The 22,491-nt window shown below is 67.2% G+C and carries 21 protein-coding genes and 1 pseudogene; 10 read left to right on the top strand and 12 right to left on the bottom strand.

The annotated features are described in order from the left end of the window. Positions 1–81: 81 nt before the first annotated feature. The 4 genes and pseudogenes from EIL87_RS12475 to EIL87_RS12460 form a co-directional block, all read right to left on the bottom strand. A pseudogene (locus EIL87_RS12475) lies at positions 82–1,059 on the bottom strand (MFS transporter); the annotation flags it as partial. 36 nt (positions 1,060–1,095) lie between these two features. Further along, a complete protein-coding gene (locus EIL87_RS12470; protein ID WP_125090417.1) occupies positions 1,096–2,304 on the bottom strand; it encodes a tyrosine-type recombinase/integrase in 1,209 nt (402 codons plus the stop codon). Between the two features lie 104 nt (positions 2,305–2,408). Next, positions 2,409–2,744, bottom strand: a complete 336-nt coding sequence (locus tag EIL87_RS12465; RefSeq protein WP_125090415.1) for a helix-turn-helix domain-containing protein — start codon at positions 2,742–2,744, stop codon at positions 2,409–2,411. Beyond that, positions 2,741–3,640 carry a TRM11 family SAM-dependent methyltransferase gene (locus tag EIL87_RS12460; protein ID WP_125090413.1) on the bottom strand — a complete coding sequence of 300 codons (900 nt, stop codon included), beginning with the start codon at positions 3,638–3,640 and terminating at the stop codon, positions 2,741–2,743. The genes EIL87_RS12465 and EIL87_RS12460 overlap by 4 nt, the downstream gene beginning before the upstream one ends. Before the next feature lie 170 nt (positions 3,641–3,810). On the opposite strand from EIL87_RS12460, the gene EIL87_RS26820 reads away from it, so the two are divergent. From EIL87_RS26820 to EIL87_RS12410, 10 genes are all read left to right on the top strand, one after another. Beyond that, on the top strand, positions 3,811–4,089 hold the full coding sequence (locus EIL87_RS26820; protein ID WP_158628632.1) for a hypothetical protein: 279 nt from the start codon (positions 3,811–3,813) through the stop codon (positions 4,087–4,089). A gap of 790 nt (positions 4,090–4,879) precedes the next feature. Continuing rightward, positions 4,880–5,719 (top strand): hypothetical protein, encoded by an 840-nt coding sequence (locus EIL87_RS12450; RefSeq protein ID WP_233576205.1) that lies wholly within the window; start codon positions 4,880–4,882, stop codon positions 5,717–5,719. Next, positions 5,710–6,120 (top strand): pilin, encoded by a 411-nt coding sequence (locus EIL87_RS12445; protein WP_325049449.1) that lies wholly within the window; start codon positions 5,710–5,712, stop codon positions 6,118–6,120. The genes EIL87_RS12450 and EIL87_RS12445 overlap by 10 nt, the downstream gene beginning before the upstream one ends. A 4-nt stretch (positions 6,121–6,124) precedes the next feature. After that, a complete protein-coding gene (locus tag EIL87_RS12440; RefSeq protein WP_233576204.1) occupies positions 6,125–7,087 on the top strand; it encodes a hypothetical protein in 963 nt (320 codons plus the stop codon). 21 nt (positions 7,088–7,108) lie between these two features. Continuing rightward, positions 7,109–8,215, top strand: coding sequence for a hypothetical protein (locus EIL87_RS12435; RefSeq protein ID WP_125090411.1), 1,107 nt, complete (start codon positions 7,109–7,111; stop codon positions 8,213–8,215). Beyond that, a complete protein-coding gene (locus tag EIL87_RS12430; protein ID WP_125090410.1) occupies positions 8,212–9,267 on the top strand; it encodes a PrgI family protein in 1,056 nt (351 codons plus the stop codon). The genes EIL87_RS12435 and EIL87_RS12430 overlap by 4 nt, the downstream gene beginning before the upstream one ends. Beyond that, positions 9,264–11,036 carry a VirB4 family type IV secretion system protein gene (locus tag EIL87_RS12425; protein ID WP_233576203.1) on the top strand — a complete coding sequence of 591 codons (1,773 nt, stop codon included), beginning with the start codon at positions 9,264–9,266 and terminating at the stop codon, positions 11,034–11,036. The genes EIL87_RS12430 and EIL87_RS12425 overlap by 4 nt, the downstream gene beginning before the upstream one ends. A gap of 42 nt (positions 11,037–11,078) precedes the next feature. Next, positions 11,079–13,526 carry a type IV secretion system DNA-binding domain-containing protein gene (locus tag EIL87_RS12420; protein ID WP_125090405.1) on the top strand — a complete coding sequence of 816 codons (2,448 nt, stop codon included), beginning with the start codon at positions 11,079–11,081 and terminating at the stop codon, positions 13,524–13,526. A gap of 190 nt (positions 13,527–13,716) precedes the next feature. Beyond that, a complete protein-coding gene (locus tag EIL87_RS12415; protein WP_325049448.1) occupies positions 13,717–14,604 on the top strand; it encodes a replication-relaxation family protein in 888 nt (295 codons plus the stop codon). A gap of 6 nt (positions 14,605–14,610) precedes the next feature. Beyond that, positions 14,611–15,582: a M23 family metallopeptidase gene (locus tag EIL87_RS12410; RefSeq protein WP_325049447.1), complete on the top strand. Its 972-nt coding sequence runs from the start codon at positions 14,611–14,613 to the stop codon at positions 15,580–15,582. A gap of 72 nt (positions 15,583–15,654) precedes the next feature. Here EIL87_RS12410 and EIL87_RS12405 read toward each other — a convergent pair whose 3' ends face one another. The 8 genes from EIL87_RS12405 to EIL87_RS12375 form a co-directional block, all read right to left on the bottom strand. Then, positions 15,655–15,948, bottom strand: coding sequence for a hypothetical protein (locus tag EIL87_RS12405; protein WP_125090401.1), 294 nt, complete (start codon positions 15,946–15,948; stop codon positions 15,655–15,657). A 244-nt stretch (positions 15,949–16,192) separates the two neighbouring features. Beyond that, complete coding sequence (locus EIL87_RS12400; protein WP_125090399.1) at positions 16,193–16,888, bottom strand: hypothetical protein; 696 nt, start codon at positions 16,886–16,888, stop codon at positions 16,193–16,195. A gap of 95 nt (positions 16,889–16,983) precedes the next feature. After that, entirely contained in the window at positions 16,984–17,610 is a 627-nt protein-coding gene (locus EIL87_RS12395) for a helix-turn-helix domain-containing protein (protein WP_125090397.1), read from the bottom strand. Positions 17,611–17,809: 199 nt separating this feature from the next. Next, complete coding sequence (locus EIL87_RS12390; RefSeq protein WP_125090395.1) at positions 17,810–18,124, bottom strand: hypothetical protein; 315 nt, start codon at positions 18,122–18,124, stop codon at positions 17,810–17,812. A gap of 55 nt (positions 18,125–18,179) precedes the next feature. Next, the gene (locus EIL87_RS12385) at positions 18,180–19,892 is read right to left on the bottom strand and encodes a hypothetical protein (RefSeq protein WP_125090393.1); all 1,713 of its coding nucleotides are present in this window, start codon (positions 19,890–19,892) and stop codon (positions 18,180–18,182) included. A gap of 36 nt (positions 19,893–19,928) precedes the next feature. After that, positions 19,929–21,059, bottom strand: a complete 1,131-nt coding sequence (locus EIL87_RS12380) for an AAA family ATPase (RefSeq protein WP_125090467.1) — start codon at positions 21,057–21,059, stop codon at positions 19,929–19,931. A gap of 262 nt (positions 21,060–21,321) precedes the next feature. Then, the gene (locus tag EIL87_RS27070; RefSeq protein WP_199740385.1) at positions 21,322–21,465 is read right to left on the bottom strand and encodes a hypothetical protein; all 144 of its coding nucleotides are present in this window, start codon (positions 21,463–21,465) and stop codon (positions 21,322–21,324) included. 557 nt (positions 21,466–22,022) lie between these two features. Next, positions 22,023–22,475 (bottom strand): hypothetical protein, encoded by a 453-nt coding sequence (locus tag EIL87_RS12375; RefSeq protein ID WP_125090391.1) that lies wholly within the window; start codon positions 22,473–22,475, stop codon positions 22,023–22,025. Positions 22,476–22,491: the final 16 nt, after the last annotated feature.

Here is a 22,491-nt window from a genome sequence, read left to right as displayed (position 1 = left end):
CGGATAGATGTTGATCTTCTTCGTCGCTGATCCATCTACCGGAGACCTCACTATGTTCAACCACCGGGCCCCACGTTCCTAAACAGCTCCTAGCAGGGTGGGGTAGACCATCGCGGTGCCCGCGCCCAGCAGTGCGGTCGCGATCGCCCATGCCGGGAAGGTGCCGACGAGGGCGATGAGAGTGAGCCCGGTTGCTTGGACGAACATTCCGGTGGTGATGAGGTGCTTGCGCCCCCATCGGTCGGACAGGGCTCCGGTGGCGAGTTGCCCGATGCCCCAGACGGCGGGGTAGAGGGCGACGAGGATCCCGACCTGGTCCACCTCGAGTCCGGCGCCGGCGAACAGCAGTGGGAACAGGCCCCAGGACAGGCCGAAGTTGAGGTTGTTGATCAGCCCGGCTTGGCTGGCCGAGGACAGCGTGGGGGCGGTGAAGGTCGTGCGGACAAGGACTTGCCGGTTGGTCAGATCGGCGTGCTGGCCGGTGAAGCTGCCGGACTGCGGCTGGCTTGCTTCGAGTCGGGCGTGTTCGCGGGTCTCGCGGACGGCCAGGGTGGACAGGGCGAGGCCGAGCACGACGTAGGCCGCGCCGAGCAGGAATGGTGCGGGGCGCAGCCCGTACTGCTCGGCGAGGTAGCCGGCCAACGCCGAGGTGATCGCGACGGCGCCATACCCGGCGGCTTCGTTGAAGCCCATCGCGAGCCCGCGTTGCCGGGGGCCGACGAGATCGACCTTCATGATCACGGTCGTCGACCAGGTCAGGCCCTGGTTGCTACCCAGCAGGAGGTTGGCGGCCACGATCCAGCCCCAGTGATCAGCCCAGATGAGCATCACCGGTACGGGGATCGCGATGAGCCATCCCGCGATCAGGACGGGTTTGCGGCCGAAGCGGTCGGACCAGGTGCCGGCGAAGTAGTTCGTGGCGGCCTTGCTGAGCCCGAACACGAGAACGTAGGTCAGCAGGACGGTGTAGCCGGTGAGGTGGAATTCCCGTTCGGCCAGCAGCGGCAGGACAGTCTGCTCCTGGCCGACCATGCCGTCGACCAGGGCGTTGACCACCATGAGCAGGATGAACTGGGTGGCTACTTGCGTAGCGGGTCAGCTTGTCGGTGAGAGTGCGTCGAGGCTTAAGGTGGGTTCTTGGGCGCTGCTTGTTCGTGTGATGGCATGTAGTGCTGTTTCCCATCGTTGTTGGAGGGCGTTGAGGAGTCGGCTTTCGACTTCGTGGGCGACGTGGGAGTAGATGTGTTCGATTTTGTCGGGGAGGACGTGGCCCATTCGGCGTGCTTGGGCGACTTGTGGGATGGCGTCGGCGATGAGCCAGGTTTTGTGGCTGTGGCGTAGTCCGTGGAAGGTGAGGCCGGGTACGACGGGCTGGAGTTTCCGGCGGGGGTTGGGGTGGTGGAGGGTGCCGTCGGTGGCGGGGCGCATGGCGCGGCGGGCGTAGTTGCTGCGGCGGATGGGCTGGTGGTCGAGGGTGACGAAGACGTGGGGCCCATCGTGAGTGGCGACGTGGTGTCGGAGTAAGTCGATGAGGAACGGGGGGAGGCTGATGGTGCGGGCGGAGTCTTCGGTCTTGGGTGGTCCCAGGGTGAGTTTGCCGTTGATTTCGTGGAGTGCGCCGTTGTCGGGGTCGATGACGATGAGACCGTCGTCGAGGTGGATGTTGTGGCGTTGGAGTCCGGTGAGTTCGCCCCAGCGCGCCCCGGTATAGGCGGCGGTGATCATGAGGATGCCGGCGCCTGGCCATGCGTAGATTGCTGCTTGGAGGGCGATGGTGAGCACTTGTTCTGGGGTTGCCCAGAGGGCTTCGCGTCGTCGGGTGTCGCGGCGTCGTTGTTTTCCGCGGCGTTGGGGACGGACCGGGTTGTCGGGGATGAGTCTTTCGTGGGCGGCGTCGGCGAGCATCATGGAGAGCACTTTTACGATGGTTGAGACTGTGGTGTGCGCATAGCCGTGGCGACGAAGTTTCTTGGCCCACCCGTGGACGGCGCTACCGGTGATGTCGCCGATGGCAGTGGATCCCCAGCGCGGAAGGATGTGGTTCTTGGTTATGCTGCGGTACTGAGATTCGGTGTTTTCGGAAACGTCGATGGAATCGAACCAGGTGGAGGCCCAAGCCTCAAAAGGAACCTTTCCGGCGCTGGGGTCGAGGAAAGTACCTCGACGTCGGTCTGCGTCGATTTCATCGGCTTTGCGTTGTGCGGCGGGTGCGCTGTCGAAGCCGGGGATTGATCCGAGTGTCCCATCGTCTTTGGGGTATCGGACGCGCCAGGTGCTGTTTCCTGTCTTTTCAACGAACGACATGGTGGTGGGTTCCGTATCTATCCGTGATGGTTGGTTCTGTGGCGGGGGCCAGTGAATATGGACGCTCGTCTTCGAATGTTTGTCAAGCCGCCGTCATTTGGGAACTACAGGGATTCTCCGTGCTGACTTGAGAGGCCGGCGATTTGTCGGAGGTCTTCTTCTGCGAAGCGGAGGTGTTTGCCGATGAATCTGCACGGGATCGCGCGTGTCGAGGCTTTCCGGCGCAGCCAGGACGGGCGGACTCTGAGTTTGGCGGCAGCTTCCTCCGGTGTATAGAGAAGTTGAGCATCGGCGCTCGCTTTTTGTTCGTCAGATGCGCATGGTTTCTGATCCGATTTTTCGGCCGTCTGGTCGAGATCGGACTCAAGGGGCTCGTATAGAGGTCTTCTCAGTCTGGACCGCTGCCTGCTAGTTATCGTCGTCCTTTTTGGGGGTGTCATGGTGCGTCCACCTGTGGGGGAGCGGGGGCACAGTCGGTGGTCACTTCTGTCGATGGTTTATGGAAGATGAGGACGTCTTCGTGAGTGATGAGATGAAGAGGTAGTCCAGCATTTCGTTGTTTGCGGACGAAGTCGCGTTGAAAGAAGCTGCCGCGGGCTACGAGCTTGTCGTCGGCAACGCGTCCGAGAAGTGCGACGCAGCGTTCGGTGAGCGTCAGGCCGGCGTGGGTTCCGCATGCCTGGATTTGGGATGGAAGGTCGATGAGTTCGGCGTTTTCGCGCCAGGGGCGGAGGGTGATGACGACGTGGCCGCCGGGGCGAAGGTAGGGGGCGGTGGCGGTGAGGATGCGGGTGAAGCCGCTGAGGAGTCTGTGGTGGCCGATGTTGGCGAGGTTGCCTCGGTCGAGGGTGTTGCCGTAGCGGTGGAGGCGCTTATGCACGCCGGCGTCGCCGGTGGTGACTCGGCCGTGGGTGGAGGGGCCGTAGGGCGGTGAGGTGACCACGAGTGCGACCGTGCCGCGAAGCTCGGAAGGGAGAACCGAGTCGAGTTGGCGGGCGTCGCCACGGAGGACGCGCCCGGGTGTGTGGGTGCCGGTGCGGTGGGCGCGGTCAAGGTTGTGCTGGGCGATCTGGGCCCACTGGTGTTCGTATTCGACACCAATGCCACGCCGCTGCTGGTGCAGTGCTTCGACCAGGGTGGTGCCGATGCCGCACATGGGGTCGAGCACGGTGTCGCCGGGCTGGGTGTAGTGGGCGATGGCGTGCGCGGCGATGGCAGGCAGCATTTTGGCCGGGTGCGCGGTGGACTCCCGGAGATAGCGGCCCTTGCGTTGGGTGACCGGGGCGGCCTGAGCGGTGGCCCACACCGACAGCGGGGGCAGGTGAGTGTCGGTCATCGCTGGGCTCCTTCGGTCCGTGCGGCCGGGTGCGTGTCGGGCTCGGGCTGACGGGGCTGGGCGAAGACCAGCAGGTCCAGGTGGACACGGCTGTGCACCGAAGGGGCGCCGTCGGGTGCTGGTCGCGTGGATCGGGTGAGCTCCTTCAACGGCGCGAGCAGTGCCACGACGTGCTGGAGATAGAGCAGATCCTCATCTTGGGCGGCCGTGACCACCGCGCCCGTGGGATCCACCAGTTGTTGGTCGTGGAGCTGGTGGTGCGTGAGAACCACGAGCACCCCACCCGCGCGGAGCACAGCGGCGGCCTGCTGAGCCAGGTGCTTGCTCTGCTCGGCGTGGCCGGGTCCGGGCGGTACAACGGCGAGCGCCAGGTCGACCGTTCCCTGGGCCGCCGGTTCGTCCACGGGTTGCCGCTGGTGTGCGCGGAGCACGCCGTGCAGCGCCGGTAGTTCCGCAGAGGTCGCGTTGAGGAACGCGACTTTCTCGCCCGCGCTGCAGAAGGCCCGCATGATCTCGTCGAGTACTGATCGGGGCCACCGCTGCGGGCCGTGTGTCTCTGTCGCTGTGGTGCAGGGCCACACGGTGGTCGGGGTGGTGTCGCCCGTCTTCGTTGTCGGTTCGCCGGCTGGGTGCACGGGCGCCGCCTGCGTGCTCGACTTTGCCGGGTCGGTGTCAATTTGGCTCGATGGCGATCGAGATTCCGAGGCGCTCATTGCGTTCCTCCGCAATCCCCTGAACGGCGCGAGCCGTTCGCGGTTGTGACACCTCTGAACTCCGAGGCCGGGCACGTTCGGGGACAGGCGAGAAATGAAATTATGAGGACGTGGTCGGCGCCTGTGATCGCGGGAAAATTTTTAGGAGTGATCGCCGTGGTAAGTAGTTCGATCTTGACGGCGGGCTCGTAGTAGTGCGCGTGTGGTGGGTCTGCGGCGACTTCAGTCCGCTAACGTCGCAGCTCATAAGGCTGCGGGGCGCCTAGGCGGCTCGCTTGTTTGCGCGTGGGTTCGATCTTGCTGACTCGGGTTCTTCTCGTTCGTAGTTTTTGCGTAGTTGTGCGGAATGAAATTCGTAAGAGGCAGGTAGCAGGTATGTAGTGGTGCGCATGGCGTGATGCAGAGGTCGTTGATTCGACGTTTGCAGAGAGGTCACGTCATGCGATCAAACTCGAACTCGAAGAATGAATCCGGCGGGCGGGAATTGTCTCCGCTCGCGGCCGCTCGTCAATCCTTCTCCTGGCTGGTGACCGGGCCCGAGCCGATCACGGTCAACGGCCGTGACTTCCCAGATCTGCCCGCTCGCATGCTGCGGCTCGATGAGCTGAGGGACTGCCTGCTGCGCAGGGGTTGCTCGCAGGACACCCGCGATGCGGTGTGGGCACACCTGGTGTCAGCCTCCCGCGCCGAGGGCGCGGTGTGGACCCTGGGGTGCGTCGGCGTGGCGGCGCCGGCGCTGATCCGGACCAGTGCCGCACTGACCTCGCGGTTCGTCGGCGACACCGCGGATATCGAAGCAGCGGTGCTCGCCGGTTTTATCGCCGAGCTCGCGCAGATCGACTGCTCCCGGAAGCAGATCATGGTGCGCCTGCGGTGGGCCGCCTACCGTGCCGGGCACGCCGCAGTCCGCGAAGCCCTGGACACACCCTTGCCATCGGGCACCACGCCGTCCTCCGCGCCCCCGCCCCGGCCGTGGGGGCACCCCGACATCGTCCTGGCCCGCGCGGTCGCCGACGAGGTCATCACCCCCGACGAAGCCCACCTGATTGGCGCCACCCGCCTGGAACGGATCCCGCTGACCGAGGTCGCCGAGCGCTTCGGCGCGAGCTACGAGGCGATCAAGAAGAAGCGGCAGCGCGCCGAACGCAAGCTCGTCGACTACCTCCGCGACGACAGCGACGCCGGCCACGACGACGAGACCACTGCCCGAACACCGAGCCCAGCCCAGAGCCCGTCCGCCGGTCGGCGGCGGTGCGCTGACGGGTTGTCCCGAACGTGCGGCGAATCCGGAGTTCAGAAGTGCGGGGCTCGCCCCGCACTGCCGTCGCCGGCGCCCGCGCGCAAGGAGGACACCCCATGCGACTGAACACCGCCACACCCCTCTCCGAACACCACGCCAACCCCGTGCGATCACGCCGCCCACGGCGAGCCGCACGGTGCCCACGATTCGTTCTCGCGGCGGGGCTCGCCCTGGTCGGCATGCTGCTTGGCGCTGCGACCGGTCACTCGGCTCCCGTGATGGTTCTCGCCGAGGCGGCCAACCTCGAAACGGTCATGAACAACGCCCGCAATTGGATCATGGGCATTCTCGCGGTGGTCGCCACGTTGTTCCTCACCATCGGCGGCCTGCGCTATCTACTCGCGGGCGGGGACCCGAGCGAAGTCGAAAAAGCCAAGCAAGCGGTCAAGCACGCTGCCTATGGCTTCGCTGTCTGCGCTCTCGCGCCGATTCTGGTCGGCATCCTCAAGGGAATTCTTGAGGTGTAAACCCATGTCCCATCAGGCCGCGCGACGCGGCACCACCCTCGTGGTGGCCGGAACGGTGCTGTGGTTGCTCTGCGGAGTGATGGGCGTAGCCCACGCTCAGGACATTCCGCTGCCATTTCCGGATCCCACCGCACCGCCCTCCTCGGTGCCGGTCGATGCCCCGCCATTGCCGTTGCCCAGCACGGCCCCACCGGCCCCGCCCGCTGCTCCTGCGACGGCACCGGATGGGAATGAAGCGCAGGAGCACGGGTGGATTCAAGAATTCCTCACCGGATGGTTCTGGGGATTCTTCGAAAACATCGCCACCTCAGGGCTCAACGCAGTTCTGGACTGGCTGGCTCACTCATTGCTGGCGACTCCCGCGCTTGATGAGTTACCGGTCGTTGGCCAAATCTGGGGAGGCTCACAACGCATCATGCTCGCCTGCTCCGGCCTACTGATCACCCTGGCTGGACTGAGCGCGATGGCCTACCAAACTCTGCACACACGAGCCTCGGTCAAAGAAATCCTGCCCCGCATCGCCGTGGCGTTCACCGCAGCCAACATGTCCCTGTTCTTCGGAGGGAAAGCCATTGAATTCGCCAACGCGCTCTCGGTCGCCGTTCTGGTGGGAGACCCGGGAAAAGCTGCGGAGACGGCCGCGGAATTCACGAACACTCTTCGCGGGCGCCTCCCCCAGGGAGAAGGTCAGCTCAGCGAACTGTACGTGATCTTCACCGTTCTCGTTCTCGTCGTCATGATCATCGCGGTGCTGCTCACCTATGTCGTCCGAGTCGCACTCACCGTCCTATTGCTAATCGCGGCGCCCCTGACGCTGATGTGTCACGCCCTGCCCCATACCGAAGCGGTCGCCTACTGGTGGTGGCGCTGTTTCGGCGGAGTGCTGGCCGTGCAAGTCGCTCAATCACTGGCCTTTGTCGCGACCATCCGACTCTTCTTCCTGCCCGGCGGGGTCACGCTCTTCTAGACCTCGATTGTGAGGTGTGTGATGGCGCAGCTTCTGATCGCGATCGCGATGTGCTACATCCTCATCAAAATCCCATTCTGGATCCTCGGGTCACTGCGCAACGGCCACCGTTCGTTTCTCGGATCCATGGTGCGCGGTTTGATCGCCTACAAGACCTTCGGCCTCATTCGCGGCGCCTCAGCCGCAATCGGACCGCCCGCCGGCGCGGGCGAGAACAAGCCCTTCACCCACGGCGAAACCGCACCCGATCCGTATTCGAACGTGCACACGGGGGCCGGTGGGCAAATGCTTCTCCCACTCGGACGCTTGGCACGAACCCGCGCACCCGCGCGCACCACCCGCACCCCCACACCGCCCACTCGCACCTTGGCGGCACGCGGGCGACAGCCCGCGCTGTGGACCCGCGACGGCAAACCCAGCCGCAACGCCCTTCCACCAGCGCTTGGCCCCGGCGCGGTGCCGACCAGCACCGAAGTCGGGCAACAACAGATGCTGCCCTTCCACACCCGCCACCACCCTGATGCGACCGGCCGCCACACCCTGCACGACAACCCGACCCCGGCCACCACCGATGCGACGCCGGGACCGGGCCAGGGTGCCTTGTTCACCCGCACCGGCCGCCCCCACCCGACGGCCCGCCCCCAGGTACCCGGGCAACCCGGCATGCGCCCCTCCACGGTCCCACCCGGCGGCCAACACCACCTGCCCCTCATCGGAGGCACACCGGTACCCAGCACGCCACCACCGGCCCCAGCACCACCACCGGCGGCGGCTCCGCCCCCGCGAGGCAGTGGCCAGCGGCCCTTGTTCACCAACTCCGGCGAGGTCGCAGCGCACGCTCGCCCGCCGCGCCCACGCCGCCGGAAACCGCCGGACCTTCCCGCCTACAAGGGGATCCGCCCGGACAAGCACGGCCAGTACGCCCTGCCGCTCGACCTGCCCACACCAGCCAGGAAACCCCGTCCCCAGCCGACCTCGAGACCGCCGCACACCACAGCCGCCACACCGCCGAAGTCACCGCCGAAGTCGGCCTCCGCAGCGCCGCCTGGCCGCGCGTCTGAGCCCGTTGAGCCCGAACTGCCGCTGACCTGGACCGAAGGCGATCGTCCACCGAGGAGTACCCGATGAATGGACCGGCACGCATCCCCGCCGATGTGGACCGCGAAGACCGCCTGTTGGCCGGACTCACCGCCCGCCAACTCACGCTGCTGGCCGCGACCGGCGCCCTGCTCTACGGCGCCTGGGCAGCCACCCGAAGCATCCTGGCGTTGCCGGTCTTCGCGGTCCTGGCAACCCCGATCGCCGCAGCCGCCCTCGTACTCGCCCTGGGCCAGCGGGATGGCGTCGCGCTCTACCGACTGGTCGGCGGAGCCGTGCGGCACCGCTTCTCCCCGCGCCAAAGGGTCGCCGATCCCACTCCGGCCGAGCCCGTCCCGGAGTGGCTCGTGCCCGCTGCCACGACCACGAAGGCTCCCCGGCTGGGAGCCGTGGCCGCCCCGGCCAGCGGCGTGGAACCCGCCAGTACCGGGGAAGCTGGAGTTGTCGACCTCGCCGGCGAGGGCATCGCCCTGGTCGCCGCGGCCAGCACAGTCAACTTCGCGCTGCGCACCCAGACCGAGCACGAAGCCCTCGTCGGCGCCTTCGCCCGCTACCTGCACTCCCTGACCGCACCCGTGCAAATCCTCATCCGTGCACAGCGCTGCGACCTCACCGACAAGATCACCGCTCTGCGCGAGCAGGCCCCGAGCCTGCCGCATCCGGCTCTGGAAACCGCGGCCGAAGAACACGCTGAGTTCCTCACCCATCTGGCCGGCCACACCGACCTGCTCCGCCGCCAGGTCCTGCTCGTCTTCCGCGAAGCACCCACTCACAGCAGCGCCGACACCCGTCCACGGCGTCCACGACAGCCACGGCGGGGGATGGACGCGGGAGCGCGCCACGCCGCCGAAGCCCGACTTCTCCGCCGTGTCAATGAGGCGATCGACCTGCTCGCCCCCGCGAGCATCCGTCTCACCGTGCTCGACACCGCCCAGGCCACTCACGTCCTTGCCGGTGCCTGCAACCCCGACCACACCGGCACCGCCGAGGCGGCTCTGGCCGACCCGTCTGAGGTCATCACCACCCACCACGCCACACCCGACGAACTCGTCGACCCGCACGGATGGGAGGCCACTCCATGACCCCGCAGCACAGCGTGTTCACGCCCGACTCGATGACCATCGGTGCGCGACACCTCACCGTCGCCGGCGAATGGGTCGCCTCCTTCGCCATCACCGGCTATCCACGCGAGGTCAACGCGGGTTGGCTGCAACCCCTGCTGAACTATCCCGGCCGCCTCGACGTCTCCCTGCACATCGACCCTGTCGACCCCGCTCACGCCGCGAAACACCTGAAACAGCAACTGGCGAAACTGGAATCCGGACGCCGCCACACCGCCGAGCACGGCCGTCTCGCCGACCCCCATGTCGAAGCCGCCACCGAGGACGCCTACGACCTGTCGACCCGCATCGCCCGCGGCGAATCAAAGATGTTCCGACTCGGCCTGTACCTGACCGTGCACGCCCACAGCGAGCAACATCTCGCCGACGAGGTCACCGCCGTGCGCGCGCTGGCGTCCTCGATGCTGCTGGACGCCAAACCCACCACCTACCGCAGCGTGCAGGGCTGGGTGGCCACCCTGCCGGTCGGACTCGATCCGCTCGGGATGCAGCGCACCTTCGACACCCACGCCCTAGCCACCGCGTTCCCGTTCACCTCCCCGGATCTCCCCGCCGCCGACCCCGCCGATCTGGAGACCACCACCGACGGCGTGCTGTACGGCTACAACGCCCAGTCCTCAGGCCTGGTGCACTGGGACCGGTTCGCCGCCGACAACCACAACGCCGTGGTCCTCGGACGATCCGGCGCGGGCAAGTCCTATCTGGTCAAACTCGAACTCCTGCGCCACCTCTACCGGGGCGTGCAGGCCAGCATCATCGACCCTGAAGACGAATACACCCGGCTCGCCGAAGCCGTCGGCGGCACCATCCTGCGCCTGGGCGCACCCGGCGTGACGCTCAACCCCTTCGACCTGCCGGTCACCGTCGGCCCGGACGGGCGCCGCAGCGCCCCCAGCGACGCACTGGCCCGCCGAAGCCTGTTCCTGCACACCGTCCTGGCCTTGATGCTCGGCAGCGACCTCACGAGTGCCGAACGCGGCACCCTGGACGAGGCCATCGCCACCACCTACCGCCACGCGGGCATCACCACCGACCCCCGCACCTGGTCACGCCCCGCACCCCTGCTCGCCGACCTCCGGGACACCCTGCACACCACCGGCGCGCACGAACTGGCCGAGCGCCTGCGCCCCTTCGTCGACGGCGCGTTCAACACCCTGTTCAACGGGCCGACCACGACCCGCCCCGACGGGCACCTGGTCGTGTTCTCCCTCAAAGACCTGCCACCGGAACTGCAGGCGATCGGCGCCGCACTCACCCTCGACGCGATCTGGCGCGAGGTCTCCCACCCCGTCGTGCGCCGCCGGCGCCTGGTCGTCGTCGACGAGGCGTGGCTGCTGATGAGCCACACAGCAGGGGCGGAGTTCCTGTTCAGGATGGCCAAAGCCGCACGTAAACACTGGTGCGGCCTGACCGTGGCCACCCAGGACGTCGGCGATCTGCTGGGCAGCGACCTCGGCAAGGCGATCGTGGGCAACGCGACCACTCAGATCCTGCTGCGCCAGTCGCCTCAAGCCATCGACGAGGTCGCCACGCACTTCGGGCTCGCCGCGGGGGCACGGCAGTTCCTGCTCACCGCCGACCAGGGCCAAGCCCTGCTGTCCACCGGAACCCAATGGGTTGCCCTGCACACCGTGGCCTCACCCGCCGAGCACGACCTCGTCACCACAGACCCGGAGTTCCTCGGGTCCGCCACCACCCATGCGGACAGCGACGACTGGATCGACCTCTAAACCCGATTAAGCAGAGCACTTTTCGACAAGAAAGGGGGACCGATGTCTCTGCGCGTCTTTCCGAACCTGTGGGGCCCGGTCGAACTCCTCGGGGACAGCATTGCCGACTACCTCCAGGACCCCGAGACCGCGATCCGCTCCCTCCTGCACCGACCACTACTGCTCGCCTCCATGCTTGCTGGGCTCGCAACGGTCGCTCTGTTGCGTTTCGTGCTGCGTGCGTATCGGCGAAACAGGCTGAACCAAAACGCCAAAGTGGTCACCATCCAATCGCCGCCCACAGTGGACCCGGATGGTGGGGCCGCGTTGTGGTCGCACCTAGTGGGGTTGCTGCGTCCGGCGTGGAAACGTGGGGTGCTCGGCCAGCCGCACCTGGCGTGCGAGTACGTCATCACCCGCGATGGCATCACCATCCAGATCTGGGTGCCCGGCACCATCCCACCCGGACTCATCGAGCGCGCCGTCGAAGCGGCCTGGCCCGGCGCCCGCACCCACACCCAGCCGGCCGCCTCACCCATCCCCGAGCCCGCCGACGAGCACACCCTGGTGGTCGGCGGAGAACTCCGCCTGGCCCGGCCCGAGACACTGCCGATTAAGACCGACTTCGACACCGACCCGCTCCGGGCGATCCTGGCTGCACCCAGTGGTCTCGGTCCGGGGGAGTACGTCTGCGTGCAAGTACTCGCCCGCCCTGCTGCCGGACGCCGACTCACCGGCGCTGCGAACCTGCGCGGATTCCTCTTCGACCTTCTCACTCCCGGAACGGCGGGCTCGCCACATGCGAAGTCCACGCGAGGGCACGCAGATGCGCACACGCGGTTGGAGCGCTCGGCGCAGGACAGGGTCCGTGTCACCAAACAACGCGGCAGTCAGTACGAGACCCGCCTGCGCTACGCCGCCAGCACCACGCTTGCCCGTCCGATCGATCCCGAACAGCGACGCCGAGCCCGCCGAGTGCTGCGCGGCCGAGCCCACACGGTGGCCACTTGCTTCGCGGCCTACACCGACCACAACCGCTACTGGCGTCACCGACTGCACCGCCCCGCCACGGCACTGCGAGGTCGTGGCTTCGGCCGGGGAGACCTGCTCTCGGTCCCCGAGATCGCCGCGCTGGCACACCTGCCCACCGATGAGGCCATTCCCGGACTGCACCGCGCGGGTGCCCGCGCCCTGACTCCACCACCCGAGGTCGCCGCACCGGGCCCGGAGGTCAAGCCTCTGGGCTCCACCGACACCGGAGCGACCCGCCGCGTGGGTCTGCGCGCCGCTGATGCCCGCCAGCACTTGCACCTCATGGGTGCGACCGGCTCCGGCAAATCCACCCTGCTCGCCCAGATGATCCTCGCCGATGCCGAGGCCGAACGCGGCTGCCTGGTCATCGACCCGAAAGGCGACCTCGTCACCGACGTCCTCTCCCGCCTGCCCAAATCTGCCGCGGACCGGCTGGTCCTCTTCGACGCCGACGCCCGCAGCCGCCCACCCTGCCTCAACCCCCTCGACGGCGAGGCCGTGGACGTCACCGTCGACAACCTCGTCTCGGTCTTCCGCCGCGTCTACTCCGCGTTCTGGGGACCACGCACCGACGACGTCTTCCGCGCCGCATGCCTGACCCTGCGCACCCAAGGCGGCGTCACCACGCTCGCCGACGTCCCCCGCTTGCTCGCCGAACCCGCCTTCCGGGACCGCGTCACCGCCGGTGTCACCGACCCTGTCCTGCGCGGATTCTGGGACTGGTACGCCGAGCTGACCGAGGCCTCCCGCGCCCAAGTCATCGCCCCGTTGATGAACAAACTCCGCAGCTTCCTGCTCCGCCCGTTCGTGCGCGACGCCCTGACCGCCGGTGCCTCCACAGTGGACATGAACGCCGTGCTCGACGGTGGCATCTGCCTCGTGCGCATCCCCAAGGGCTCGCTCGGCGACGAGACCAGCCGACTCTTCGGCTCCTTCGGGGTCGCCCGAGCCTGGCAAGCCACCACCGCCCGCGCCGCGACCCCGCAGCGCGAACGCCGCGACGCGGCGATGTACATCGACGAATGCCACAACTTCCTCAACCTGCCCTACCCGCTGGAGGACATGCTCGCCGAAGCCCGCGGCTTCCGCGTCTCCATGACGCTGGCACACCAGCACCTCGGCCAGCTCCCACGCGATCTCCGCGAAGGCATCTCCACCAACGCCCGCAACAAGGTCCTCTTCGCCGCCAGCCCCGAGGACGCCCGCGCCCTCGCACAGCACACCCACCCGAACCTCACAGATCACGACCTCGCCCACCTCGACGCCTACCACGCCGCCGCCCGGCTCGTCGTTCACGGCCAGCAAGCACGACCGTTCACGCTGGTCACCGACCCCCTCCCGGCCGCGATCCCCGGACGTTCGCGCGCACTGCGCCGCCAGGCCGCCACCCGCACACGCCCCAGCGCCGAGCCACCGTCCGCGTCGGCCGGGACCAGCCAGCCGCCTCGGCCGAGCACCGACCCACGTCTGCAGGAGTGATTTCCCCGCTCGCATGTCTCGAAAAGCCTGTGCCTGATCCACGGAGGTGCTCGTGCTCAACAAACCAATCCGGCAGAAGTCACTGCACGGAGTGCGCCCCACGCGACGACAGACCCGAGTCGCCAACTCCGTGGAACACCAGGCACGTTTGGCCAAACGGCTGACCAGCCGAGACAAGTGGATCATCCGGATGGTCCACGAGCACCGGGTGCTCACCGCACCCCAGATCACCTCCTGCGCCTTCCCCTCGCCGCGCTCCGGACGGCAGCGGATGCGGGAGCTCTACCAGTGGTCGGTACTCGACCGCTTCCAGCCCACCGTGGATACCGGCAGCGCACCCCAGCACTACGTCCTCGGGCCCGCCGGGGCCAGCGTGCTCGCCGCCGACGCCGGCATCGACCCCAAGACCCTCGGCTACCGGCGCGACCGCGCCACCAGCATCGCCCACAGCCAACGCCTCGCCCACGCCGTCGGAGTCGGCGAGTTCTTCACAGCCCTCATCGCCCGCGCCCACACCCACGAGTCCGAGCATGTCTCGGCATGGTGGTCGGAGGTCCGCTGCGCACGGCATTTCGGGGACCTCGTCCGGCCCGATGCCTACGGCCGATGGCGCCACGACGGTCGCGAGTTCGAGTTCTTCCTGGAATACGACCTCGGCACCGAAACCACCGGACGCGTAGCAGCCAAACTCTCCGGCTACGCCCGGCTGGCTGCTAGCACCGGCATCGTCACCCCGCTGCTGCTCTGGGCCCCCACCGCCCGCCGGGAAGCCAACCTCCGCACCCAGCTCGCGACCGCCTGGCGCGGACTCGACCACCCCGAGCACCTGCCCATCGTCACCGCCGCCGCCGACCTCCTCGACCCCGATCCCGAGGCACACCCCAGCCCGGCGGAGGCGATCTGGGCACCGCTGGCACAAGGTGACGACCAGCGCCGAGCGCTGCACAACCTCGCCGCGGCATGGCCGCAACGACCGCGCACCCGGCCGAGCCCGCAGCCAGAGCACCGCTCCAGCACAGAGATCGTGGCGCCGAACCCGATGCCGCCCGCACCCACCATGTCCTCAACGGGCCGGTGAACCGCGATGAGCAAAGTCCTCCTGCTCCTCGCGGCGGTGGTCATCGGGTTCCCGCTGATGGTGGTCGCGGTGGCAGGCGCGGCGATCACCAGTATCTTCGCTGCGCGCCAGACGAGCTCGTCGACCTGCCTCGTCGCAGGAGCCGATGGGATGACGCTGGTCGGCTACGGGCCGGAGGAGACACGCAACGCCGCCACCATCGTCGCGGTCGGCAAGCAACTCCACGTCCCCGAACAAGGCCAAGTCGTGGCCATCGCGACGGCGCTGCGCGAGTCCTGGCTGCGAAACCTAACCTGGGGCGATCGCGACAGCCTCGGGTTGTTCCAGCAACGCCCCTCCATGGGCTGGGGCACCCGCGAGGAGATCCTGAACCCGGTCTACAGCTCCACCCAGTTCTACACACACCTGCTCGCCGTCCCCGGCTGGGAGAAAATGCGGGTGACGGATGCCGCCGACGCCGTCCAGAAGTCGGCCTTCCCCGAGTCCTACGGCGAACACGAAGCGGCCGCGCGCGCCATCGTCGCCGCTCTCCACGGCGCGCACTGCCAGCCTGCCCCGGCATCAGGTGGCGGCTGGGTCGTGCCGACCACGGGCACATGCACGTCCGGCTACGGGCCGCGTAACGGCGAGATGCACCGGGGCCAGGACATCGCCGCACCGATTCGCACCCCCATCCTCGCTGCCCACACCGGCACCGTGATCGACTCCGGTCCCGCTAGCGGCTACGGCCTCTGGGTCCGCATCGAGCACCCCGGCGGGGTCATCACGGTCTACGGCCACAACAACGTCAACCACGTACGCGTCGGTGACCGGGTTCAAGCAGGCCAGGTCATCGCTGAGGTCGGCAATCGCGGCGAATCCACGGGAGCACACTTGCACTTCCAGATCGAGAACAACGGCCAGCCCGTCGACCCCGTCGCCTTCTACCGTGACCGCGGCCACCCGTCACTGTGCGACGAGGCGGAGAAGCGCGGCTGATTTTCGGGGGCACGCGTCGGCCCCGCCACACCGAGTTGTCCTCGGGTGACGGGGCCGACGGGCATCTTGGTGCTAGGCGAGCCGGTGCGCGGGCGGGGTGGCCATGTTGGTGAGCGTGTACACCGCCAACGGTTCTGTGAGAGGGCGTTTGGGGTCGGTGGTTTCGTGCTGCTGCCCGTCGGCGGTGACGATGCGGCAGTCATCGCGGATGTGGTCGAGGCAGTAGTAGCTGCCCACCAGTCGCCCGCGACGGGTCACCACGCCGTAGATGATTGCTTGCTCGCAACCGGGGTCACGCACGATTGCGGTGATCAGGCACTCGTTCTCGCGGAACTGGCGCACAACGTATTCGGGTCGAGAAGTCATGTCGTACTCCCTGAATGTGGCAGGTCAGGCCCTCCCGGAGGAGGCGGGGTGAGTTGCTGCGGCGGTCTGCCTCCCAGATCAAGCCAGTCGAGAAGTTGCGCTGCGTGGGCGGCCAATTCGTTGGCGTACTCGTTGACGTGGTCCCAGTGCGAGGGATCCACCATGTCGGCGTAGTCGATCGCTGCGCGCCACTGATTCACGGCCCCGCGCACGCTCTGCCAAGTGGCATCCGGGTCGTTGAGTGTCATGAGCGCTCCCGCAGGTAGCGCTTGAGCCAGGTGTGAACGCGCGGTGGCTGATCCGAGGAGATCTGCCGTCGCAGCGCAGTCAGTTCTTCCTCGGCGTGGAAACATCCATGGCGATCGGCGAGCTGCGCGAACACGGTGAACCAGAGCGCGTCGGTGTCGCGGTCGATTTGCCCGATCACCTCGTCCAGCTCACGGGGCTCCGGGAGCGTGCGGGCGGGGTGCTGGGGGAGCGGAACCGGCGATGCAATGGCCCGGTCATGCGTCGTCCCACGCGCACCGTCGTCGGGCGCTGCGAGGTTCCTGCGGCACTCCTGGTCCGGGAGTGTTGGCTCCTCCGGATCGACGCGGTACCAGCCCACTCCTCCGCCGACCGTGACGAACACGGCACCGATGCCGGGGTCGAAGGTGATGATCCAGTCGCTGTGATGACTGCTCGGGTACGGCCACGGCCAACCCACTTGGTTCGGATAGGTGGCGCTCCACTGGTCATGCTCGGGCCACTTGTTGAACAGGACATTGACGCGGCGCCGGTAGGCGCGCTCATACACCGATCGCAGCAGCGTTCGGCCGGATGGAGTGCGCAGCATCTCTTCCGGCTCGCGCGCCGCGCGTACCGAACCGATCCACTCGGCTTGCACGCCACGTCCTACGTAGAAATCGACCACTACGTAGCGATCGAAGAAGGTGCCCATAGCTCGGTTCCTTTTCATCTCACGTCGTTGTTGATCTCGTGCCGACCCCGAGCCCGGGCCCGCTCGGTGGCGGGCGGGCCCGGGCAGTCACCGACTTAGGGCTCCTCGCTGCTAGCGGCGAAGCGCTTGGGGGAGTTCTGGGTTTGGTGGGCGTAGCCCTCGTCGGCGAGCTTGTGCAACGCGTTGTTGACCGCACCGGCCGACCGGTCGAGGGCCTTGGCGATCTGGCCAGGGCTGAACTCCGCGCCGGGGTGGGCGGTCAGGTAGTCCTCGACCATCCCGCGCAGTTCGCCCTTGGCGAGGCGCTTGTCGGACGCGACCGGTGTTTCGCTGCCTTCGCCGTCGCCGGTGGGGGCGGTTGCGTGCGCGCACGACGAAGGTGTGGCGTCGGTCCGATTCGTCTCGGGCTCGTCCGGAGCGCTGGCTGCGTCGGCTTCTGCGGGTGTGGTGGCCGGCGTGGGGGTGTCCGGTTCGGGCGTGGTGACCGGGGCGAAGCGGTCGGGGAGCCGCCGAGTGCCGTCCTTGATACCGGGGATGCGGGTGATGTCACCGGATTTCGACCACGCGGCGAGGATCTTTCCTGCGGTGGACCGGCCGATTTCGGCGTGCTGCGCGATCTCGGCGGTGGTGGATTCGGGGTGGGCGTGGAGTGCGGCCCATGCCTTGGATTCGGTGTCGGTGCGAACGGGGGCCGGTGCGTTGTCTTGGGTGGTGCTGGGCATGACGGTCTCCCTGTGTGAGTGGGGTGGTGGGTCATGCCCTCCGGAGGGCGATGTAGCCCCGGCGCGCGCTGCCGGTTCGCGGCTACATGGATATGGACGCTCTCCTCTCGTGAGGAGTCAAGCGTTGTCAGTTGTCTCGACCGGCCCGTGTTGCGGCGGGGCCGCTCGTGGACGCGTTGTCGGTGTGCTGCGGGATGGGTTACAGGTCGAGGATGTTGATGGCTCGGTTGATCAGGTTGCTGACGATGGGGCGCAGTTCGCGGGACGGGTTGAGTCCGGGCCGGTCGGGCGGTGACGTCTTGGAGAACCAGCTACCGGGGTTCTGCGCGGTGACCTGGGACCAGGTTCGCGGCCTGGCCAGGACTTCGACGGTGGCCCGGCTCCGGCTCACGTCGGGGCCGCGAACTACCTTGGCGCGGATGATGTTCCCGTTCGCCTCGACGGTGGCCTCGTAGCTGTAGCGGTCCGGGTCCTGCCCGATGGTCTCGTCAATGGTCGTGACGTTGTGGTGCATAGCCGTTTCCTTGTTTGGTCTCTATTGGTGGCCCGCTGCGAGGCAGCGGTGGTCTCTAGCGGGTGGCGCGCAATGCCTGGGTGGCGCTACGGCCGATGGCCTGCGCGGTCGCTGCTGGGTCGCTGAGTTCGAGGACGGCTGCCCCATCCAGCGGGGTGCTGGTTTTCCGGTTCGGTACCAGCCACAACACGCCGCACCCCTGGGCACGCAACCGGTCGTGGAGGCGCTGGCCCTGTTCACGCGGCTTGTCGCAAAAGATGCCGTCGGAGACGATCACGAGGAGCCGCGCGGCGCCGGGGGTGGCGAGCCCGAGTGCGCCGTCCAGGGCAGCCAGGGCGCCGGGGATGTCCTCCCAGCCGCCGCCACAGTCGAATTCCGACACGTTTGCCGGGGCGACGCCCGGGTAGGTGACGGGGTGGACGTGACGGCCGAAGATCACGGTGGCGGTGCTGGCATCGACCTGGGCGTGACGTGCGGCGTGAGCGAGGATCCACGCGGCGCTCGCGACCGGCTTGGCGAAGCTGCGCATCGAGCCGGACACGTCGCAGGCGATTCCGAGCCGCAACGGTGGCGCCGGTGTCATCTGGCGGCTGATACGGGTGAAGGGCTCGGCGGTGGGCATGGCACCGGCCGCGCGTTGCGCGTCGGCGGCCAACGCACCGCGCATCCGCAACCGGCCAGGCGGGGCCGCTGAGGTGGTCTTGACGGTCACACGGTCACGGATTCCGGCGGTAGACAGCGACCGTGCCAGTTTCCGTGCTGCCTGACGCTCCCCGTTGGTCGGCGTCCGTGTTCTGGACACCGAAGGTCCGGAACCACTTGGTGCATCGGTGGAAAAGACCTGTGCGGAGGTGCGCAAGGCCGTGTGCCGCGCCTTCTCTTCGTCCCGTTTCGCTTGCGCCTTCTTAGCGGCGGCATCACCGGGCAGTGTGGCGGTGGTGTTCTTGGCGACCTTCGCGAGCGCTGCGGTGACGGCCTTCGCTAGTGGGGTAGGAGTGCCATCGGATTGCGTGGTGCTCGGTTTCGGCGGTGTGGCGTCGGGATCGGTTCCCAGCGCGGCACACCAGCGGCGGCCGAGGTCGATCATGGCGTCGGTGTCGTCGTCGGCGGTGCGGTGAGCTTCTTGCCAGATCTCGCGCAGCTGCCGCAACGTGTCGGTACCGAGAAGTTCGCGGACTTTGCTGGTGAGGGAATCGAGTTCCGTCCAGTCGAGAATCCCGGCATCTGCGCGGGCCAGGAGCAGGGCAGCGGTGTGCGCCGCACTGGCGCGGTCCTCGCTCGTGGCCCGGACTTCATCGAGGATGAGTTTCGTGGACGCGGCACGCAACCACGTCCGATCATCAGGACGGCGGCGCACGTGGACGGCCTCAATTCGGGATTCTTCCAGGTTCATCGCGGCGTCGATGACGCTCGGCGGTGTGCCTTCGCGTGGTTCCCACCTGCTGTGTGCCGCGTGCGCGCACTCATGCGCGAACACCCCCCACGCCACCGGATACCGAACACGGTCGGCGGCAACGGCCGGTGCGACGGTCGCGGGGTCGACCCTGCCCAGGTGCGTACCGTCGAGTTCGATGGTGGCCTGGTGCGGCAGGAACCGGCCGGGCGCGCCGTCCCCTGCGCCGGGGGCAATCGTGACCACCAGGTCGTCACGCCCGGCGATGTCGGGAGCTTCGTCGGTGAGCGCGGATGAGAGCTCCTGCCACGCCGTATCAGCCGTGCTGATCGGAGTTGGGGTAGCGGCGTCGTCATGGGTCACGTGTGCCGTCATGATGGTTGTCCCTTCTGGACTCAGCTGGGGCGGTGGTCAGATCCGGCTGCCGAGTGAGAGCGGTTCGGCGCTGACCTTGAACACGTCACGGACGAGTTTTGTCACGGCCTCGCGATCGTCTTCCGGTGCGATGCCGATCAGGTTCCGCGCGGCGGCATCGGTGCCGAGTGCTTCGGCGATCTTTTGAAACGCGATCAGTTCGCGCAGTTGTGGGGCCCACGTGACGTCGCCGGTGCGCTGCCGTGTCGCGAGATTGCGTGCCACCCTGACAGCAAGGGGATCGATCTTGAGTTGGGTGGCGAGGTCGAAATCGGTGGACACCTGGATCTGCGCGGAAAACCGTGAGGCGAGCGCATCGGTCAGCACCGCCCCGTGAACGCCAGGGTTGTGACCGGCAACGGTATAGAAACCTGGTGCGGCGGTGACGGTTTCACCGCCATTAGCCTTGACGGTGATCTCGCGTCGCCCGTCCATGGCGGGATAGACCACCGCGAGCACCGTGGGTGGGATCAACGTCGCGTCATCGATGAACAGGCATCGGCCCTCACGCATCGCGGTCACCAGCGGCCCATGCACGAAAACGTAACGACCCTCCGGCGTTTGGGTGTACTCACCAACGAAATCGGCAACCGTGGTGTCCCCGTCGCCGGGAACGGTGATCAAGTCCGGAAACGCCGCTTCGATCACCGAGGTTTTCCCGGTTCCGGGCGGTCCGTACATCAACGCGGGAATCCCCGCGTCGCGCAGCTTGCGCAACGCGGTCACGTCCGGCAGTCCAGCCAGTTTCCGAGGGTGATAGGTCTGCCCATTCGGGCGCGTGACCGGACCGGCCACCGGCTTTTCCTTTTTCGGCGGGGTTTTGGCCTTTGCCGGTTTGGCTGGTGTGGATTTCTTGGGGGTGGTCGCCGGGGCCGGGCCCGCCGTGGGTGCGGCGGCTGATCGTGTGGCGTCGTTGGCCCGGAAACGCAACGGGGCGGTACCGGCTTGTTCGGCTGTGCCCTGATCGACCAGTGTCCGCAAGGCGTTTCCCACCGCGCCCGATGACCGGCCCAAATCCGCCGCGATTTCGCGCGCGGTCACGTCGCGACCGGGGTAATCGGCAAGCCAGCCCGCGACCATTCGCCGCAATTCGCCGCTGGCCAGGCGTGCACCGGTGGGCGTGGTCATCGTTCGTGTTTCCGTGTCTGTGGTCGGGTTCGGGGTGATGTCCACGGCAGCGGGCACGGCAGGCTCCTAAAAATGAACATGGCTCACGCCACGAGAAAATGACTGAAATGGTCCACGCGTGGGCGGGACGTGAATCCGAAAATGCCGGGGCCTGTCAGGGCATGCCGCGAATTCATCAGAATTCGGGGACATGACCCCGGCGGGTCAGGAAATCGCGCACGATGATGCGGCGCGGGATGCAAACAGCTTGGCTGGCTGGTGGTCAGTCCTGGTCGTCCTGGCGGTTCTGGTGCCGTTCGGCAGCCTGTTCGGCCATTTCCAGCGTGTCACAGTTTTCCGGCCAGCCGCAGTAGCAATACGCGGTGGCGGTACCGTCGTCGTTCGCGCTGGTGTCGGCGTAGCACATGGTTTCCCCAATCAGTCATATTTTGACATGGCTCGCGCCAGGGGTGGAATTCGGTGGTGATGTGCCGTTCCTGGCGACACATATAAATTAACTCGATCCCACGCCGCGCGCAACACAAAAACCCGGATTTTCCAGGGAAATTCCGGGAATTCATGAGCGGCCTGATTTGATGCATTTGAATGCGTTTTGAAAAGCCGTGCAATCGGCGCTTTGTGGGATGGTCGGGGAAATGCCAGTGAACCAATAATGAATGAGGTGGGGGAATTCTAAATAAAAGAATTCAATGGTGATGTGGGGTGGTGCGACGCCGCGGGGTCGTGACCTGCTGCCTGGTTCCTGCCGTTGTGCCGTGGCTGTGGCTGGCCGGCCGATGTGCTTTCCGGCTTGCGGGGCAAGCCAGTTGGGGAGAGCAGCGGATCCCCCTGTGCGGGTGCTGACCTGCGTTGGGGGCGGCGCCCCCTGGTGGGGTTCTGAGCGCCACCCCCAACGGATCCACGAGTGGATCCCCCATCGGCACCTCCAATGCTGCCGTTGCCTTGCTTTGCCGGATTGCGTGGTCAGGCGATGCGCCGCATGGTGCCGCTGCTGGAGTGGTGTGCGGCGTGAATGAGCGGTGCGGTCAACATCGGCCATCCGGGTCCGGAGTTCTTCCAGTGTCCGAGGAGGAGGAAGCGCCGGTTCCGGGCGATCCACAGCCACACATCGACGTGGTCGTCATCGTCGGTGGCGGGGCGGCGCAATTGGAGTACGAGCGTTGATTCCCGAACCGCACTGGCTTGCAGCTGTCGTTTCCAGACTCCGTTGAAACTGGCGAGGCCCCCATCGGGCCGTGACTCGACCTGGGTGATGACGATTCCGCCTTCTTCGGCGGGCATTCTCATCGGCGGCTGCGGTCCGAGCGTGTAGGCCACGCGGTGCTGGGCGAATGAGGCGACCTCGGCGACTGCGGGCGACAGCGGCATTCTCGCGGCGGTGTGGGCGTCTCGATTCTTCGGATCTGGTGTCGACATGGTGTGTCTCCTCGAA

The organism is Saccharopolyspora rhizosphaerae (assembly GCF_003931915.1).
GTDB classification, from domain to species: Bacteria; Actinomycetota; Actinomycetes; order Mycobacteriales; family Pseudonocardiaceae; genus Saccharopolyspora; species Saccharopolyspora rhizosphaerae.
This window is presented reverse-complemented; position numbering and strand designations above follow the sequence as displayed.

Excerpts from the sequence above, each read along its gene's own strand:
- EIL87_RS12410 (WP_325049447.1), top strand. The coding sequence starts at position 14,611 with ATGAGCAAAGTCCTCCTGCTCCTCGCGGCGGTGGTCATCGGGTTCCCG.
- EIL87_RS12395 (WP_125090397.1), bottom strand. The coding sequence starts at position 17,610 with ATGCCCAGCACCACCCAAGACAACGCACCGGCCCCCGTTCGCACCGAC.
- EIL87_RS12445 (WP_325049449.1), top strand. The coding sequence starts at position 5,710 with ATGCGACTGAACACCGCCACACCCCTCTCCGAACACCACGCCAACCCC.
- EIL87_RS12435 (WP_125090411.1), top strand. The coding sequence starts at position 7,109 with ATGGCGCAGCTTCTGATCGCGATCGCGATGTGCTACATCCTCATCAAA.
- EIL87_RS12470 (WP_125090417.1), bottom strand. The coding sequence starts at position 2,304 with ATGTCGTTCGTTGAAAAGACAGGAAACAGCACCTGGCGCGTCCGATAC.
- EIL87_RS12425 (WP_233576203.1), top strand. The coding sequence starts at position 9,264 with ATGACCCCGCAGCACAGCGTGTTCACGCCCGACTCGATGACCATCGGT.
- EIL87_RS27070 (WP_199740385.1), bottom strand. The coding sequence starts at position 21,465 with ATGTGCTACGCCGACACCAGCGCGAACGACGACGGTACCGCCACCGCG.
- EIL87_RS12375 (WP_125090391.1), bottom strand. The coding sequence starts at position 22,475 with ATGTCGACACCAGATCCGAAGAATCGAGACGCCCACACCGCCGCGAGA.
- EIL87_RS12440 (WP_233576204.1), top strand. The coding sequence starts at position 6,125 with ATGTCCCATCAGGCCGCGCGACGCGGCACCACCCTCGTGGTGGCCGGA.
- EIL87_RS12390 (WP_125090395.1), bottom strand. The coding sequence starts at position 18,124 with ATGCACCACAACGTCACGACCATTGACGAGACCATCGGGCAGGACCCG.
- EIL87_RS12465 (WP_125090415.1), bottom strand. The coding sequence starts at position 2,744 with ATGACACCCCCAAAAAGGACGACGATAACTAGCAGGCAGCGGTCCAGA.
- EIL87_RS12415 (WP_325049448.1), top strand. The coding sequence starts at position 13,717 with ATGGTCCACGAGCACCGGGTGCTCACCGCACCCCAGATCACCTCCTGC.
- EIL87_RS12385 (WP_125090393.1), bottom strand. The coding sequence starts at position 19,892 with ATGACGGCACACGTGACCCATGACGACGCCGCTACCCCAACTCCGATC.
- EIL87_RS12380 (WP_125090467.1), bottom strand. The coding sequence starts at position 21,059 with ATGACCACGCCCACCGGTGCACGCCTGGCCAGCGGCGAATTGCGGCGA.
- EIL87_RS12405 (WP_125090401.1), bottom strand. The coding sequence starts at position 15,948 with ATGACTTCTCGACCCGAATACGTTGTGCGCCAGTTCCGCGAGAACGAG.
- EIL87_RS12430 (WP_125090410.1), top strand. The coding sequence starts at position 8,212 with ATGAATGGACCGGCACGCATCCCCGCCGATGTGGACCGCGAAGACCGC.
- EIL87_RS12420 (WP_125090405.1), top strand. The coding sequence starts at position 11,079 with ATGTCTCTGCGCGTCTTTCCGAACCTGTGGGGCCCGGTCGAACTCCTC.
- EIL87_RS12460 (WP_125090413.1), bottom strand. The coding sequence starts at position 3,640 with ATGACCGACACTCACCTGCCCCCGCTGTCGGTGTGGGCCACCGCTCAG.
- EIL87_RS12400 (WP_125090399.1), bottom strand. The coding sequence starts at position 16,888 with ATGGGCACCTTCTTCGATCGCTACGTAGTGGTCGATTTCTACGTAGGA.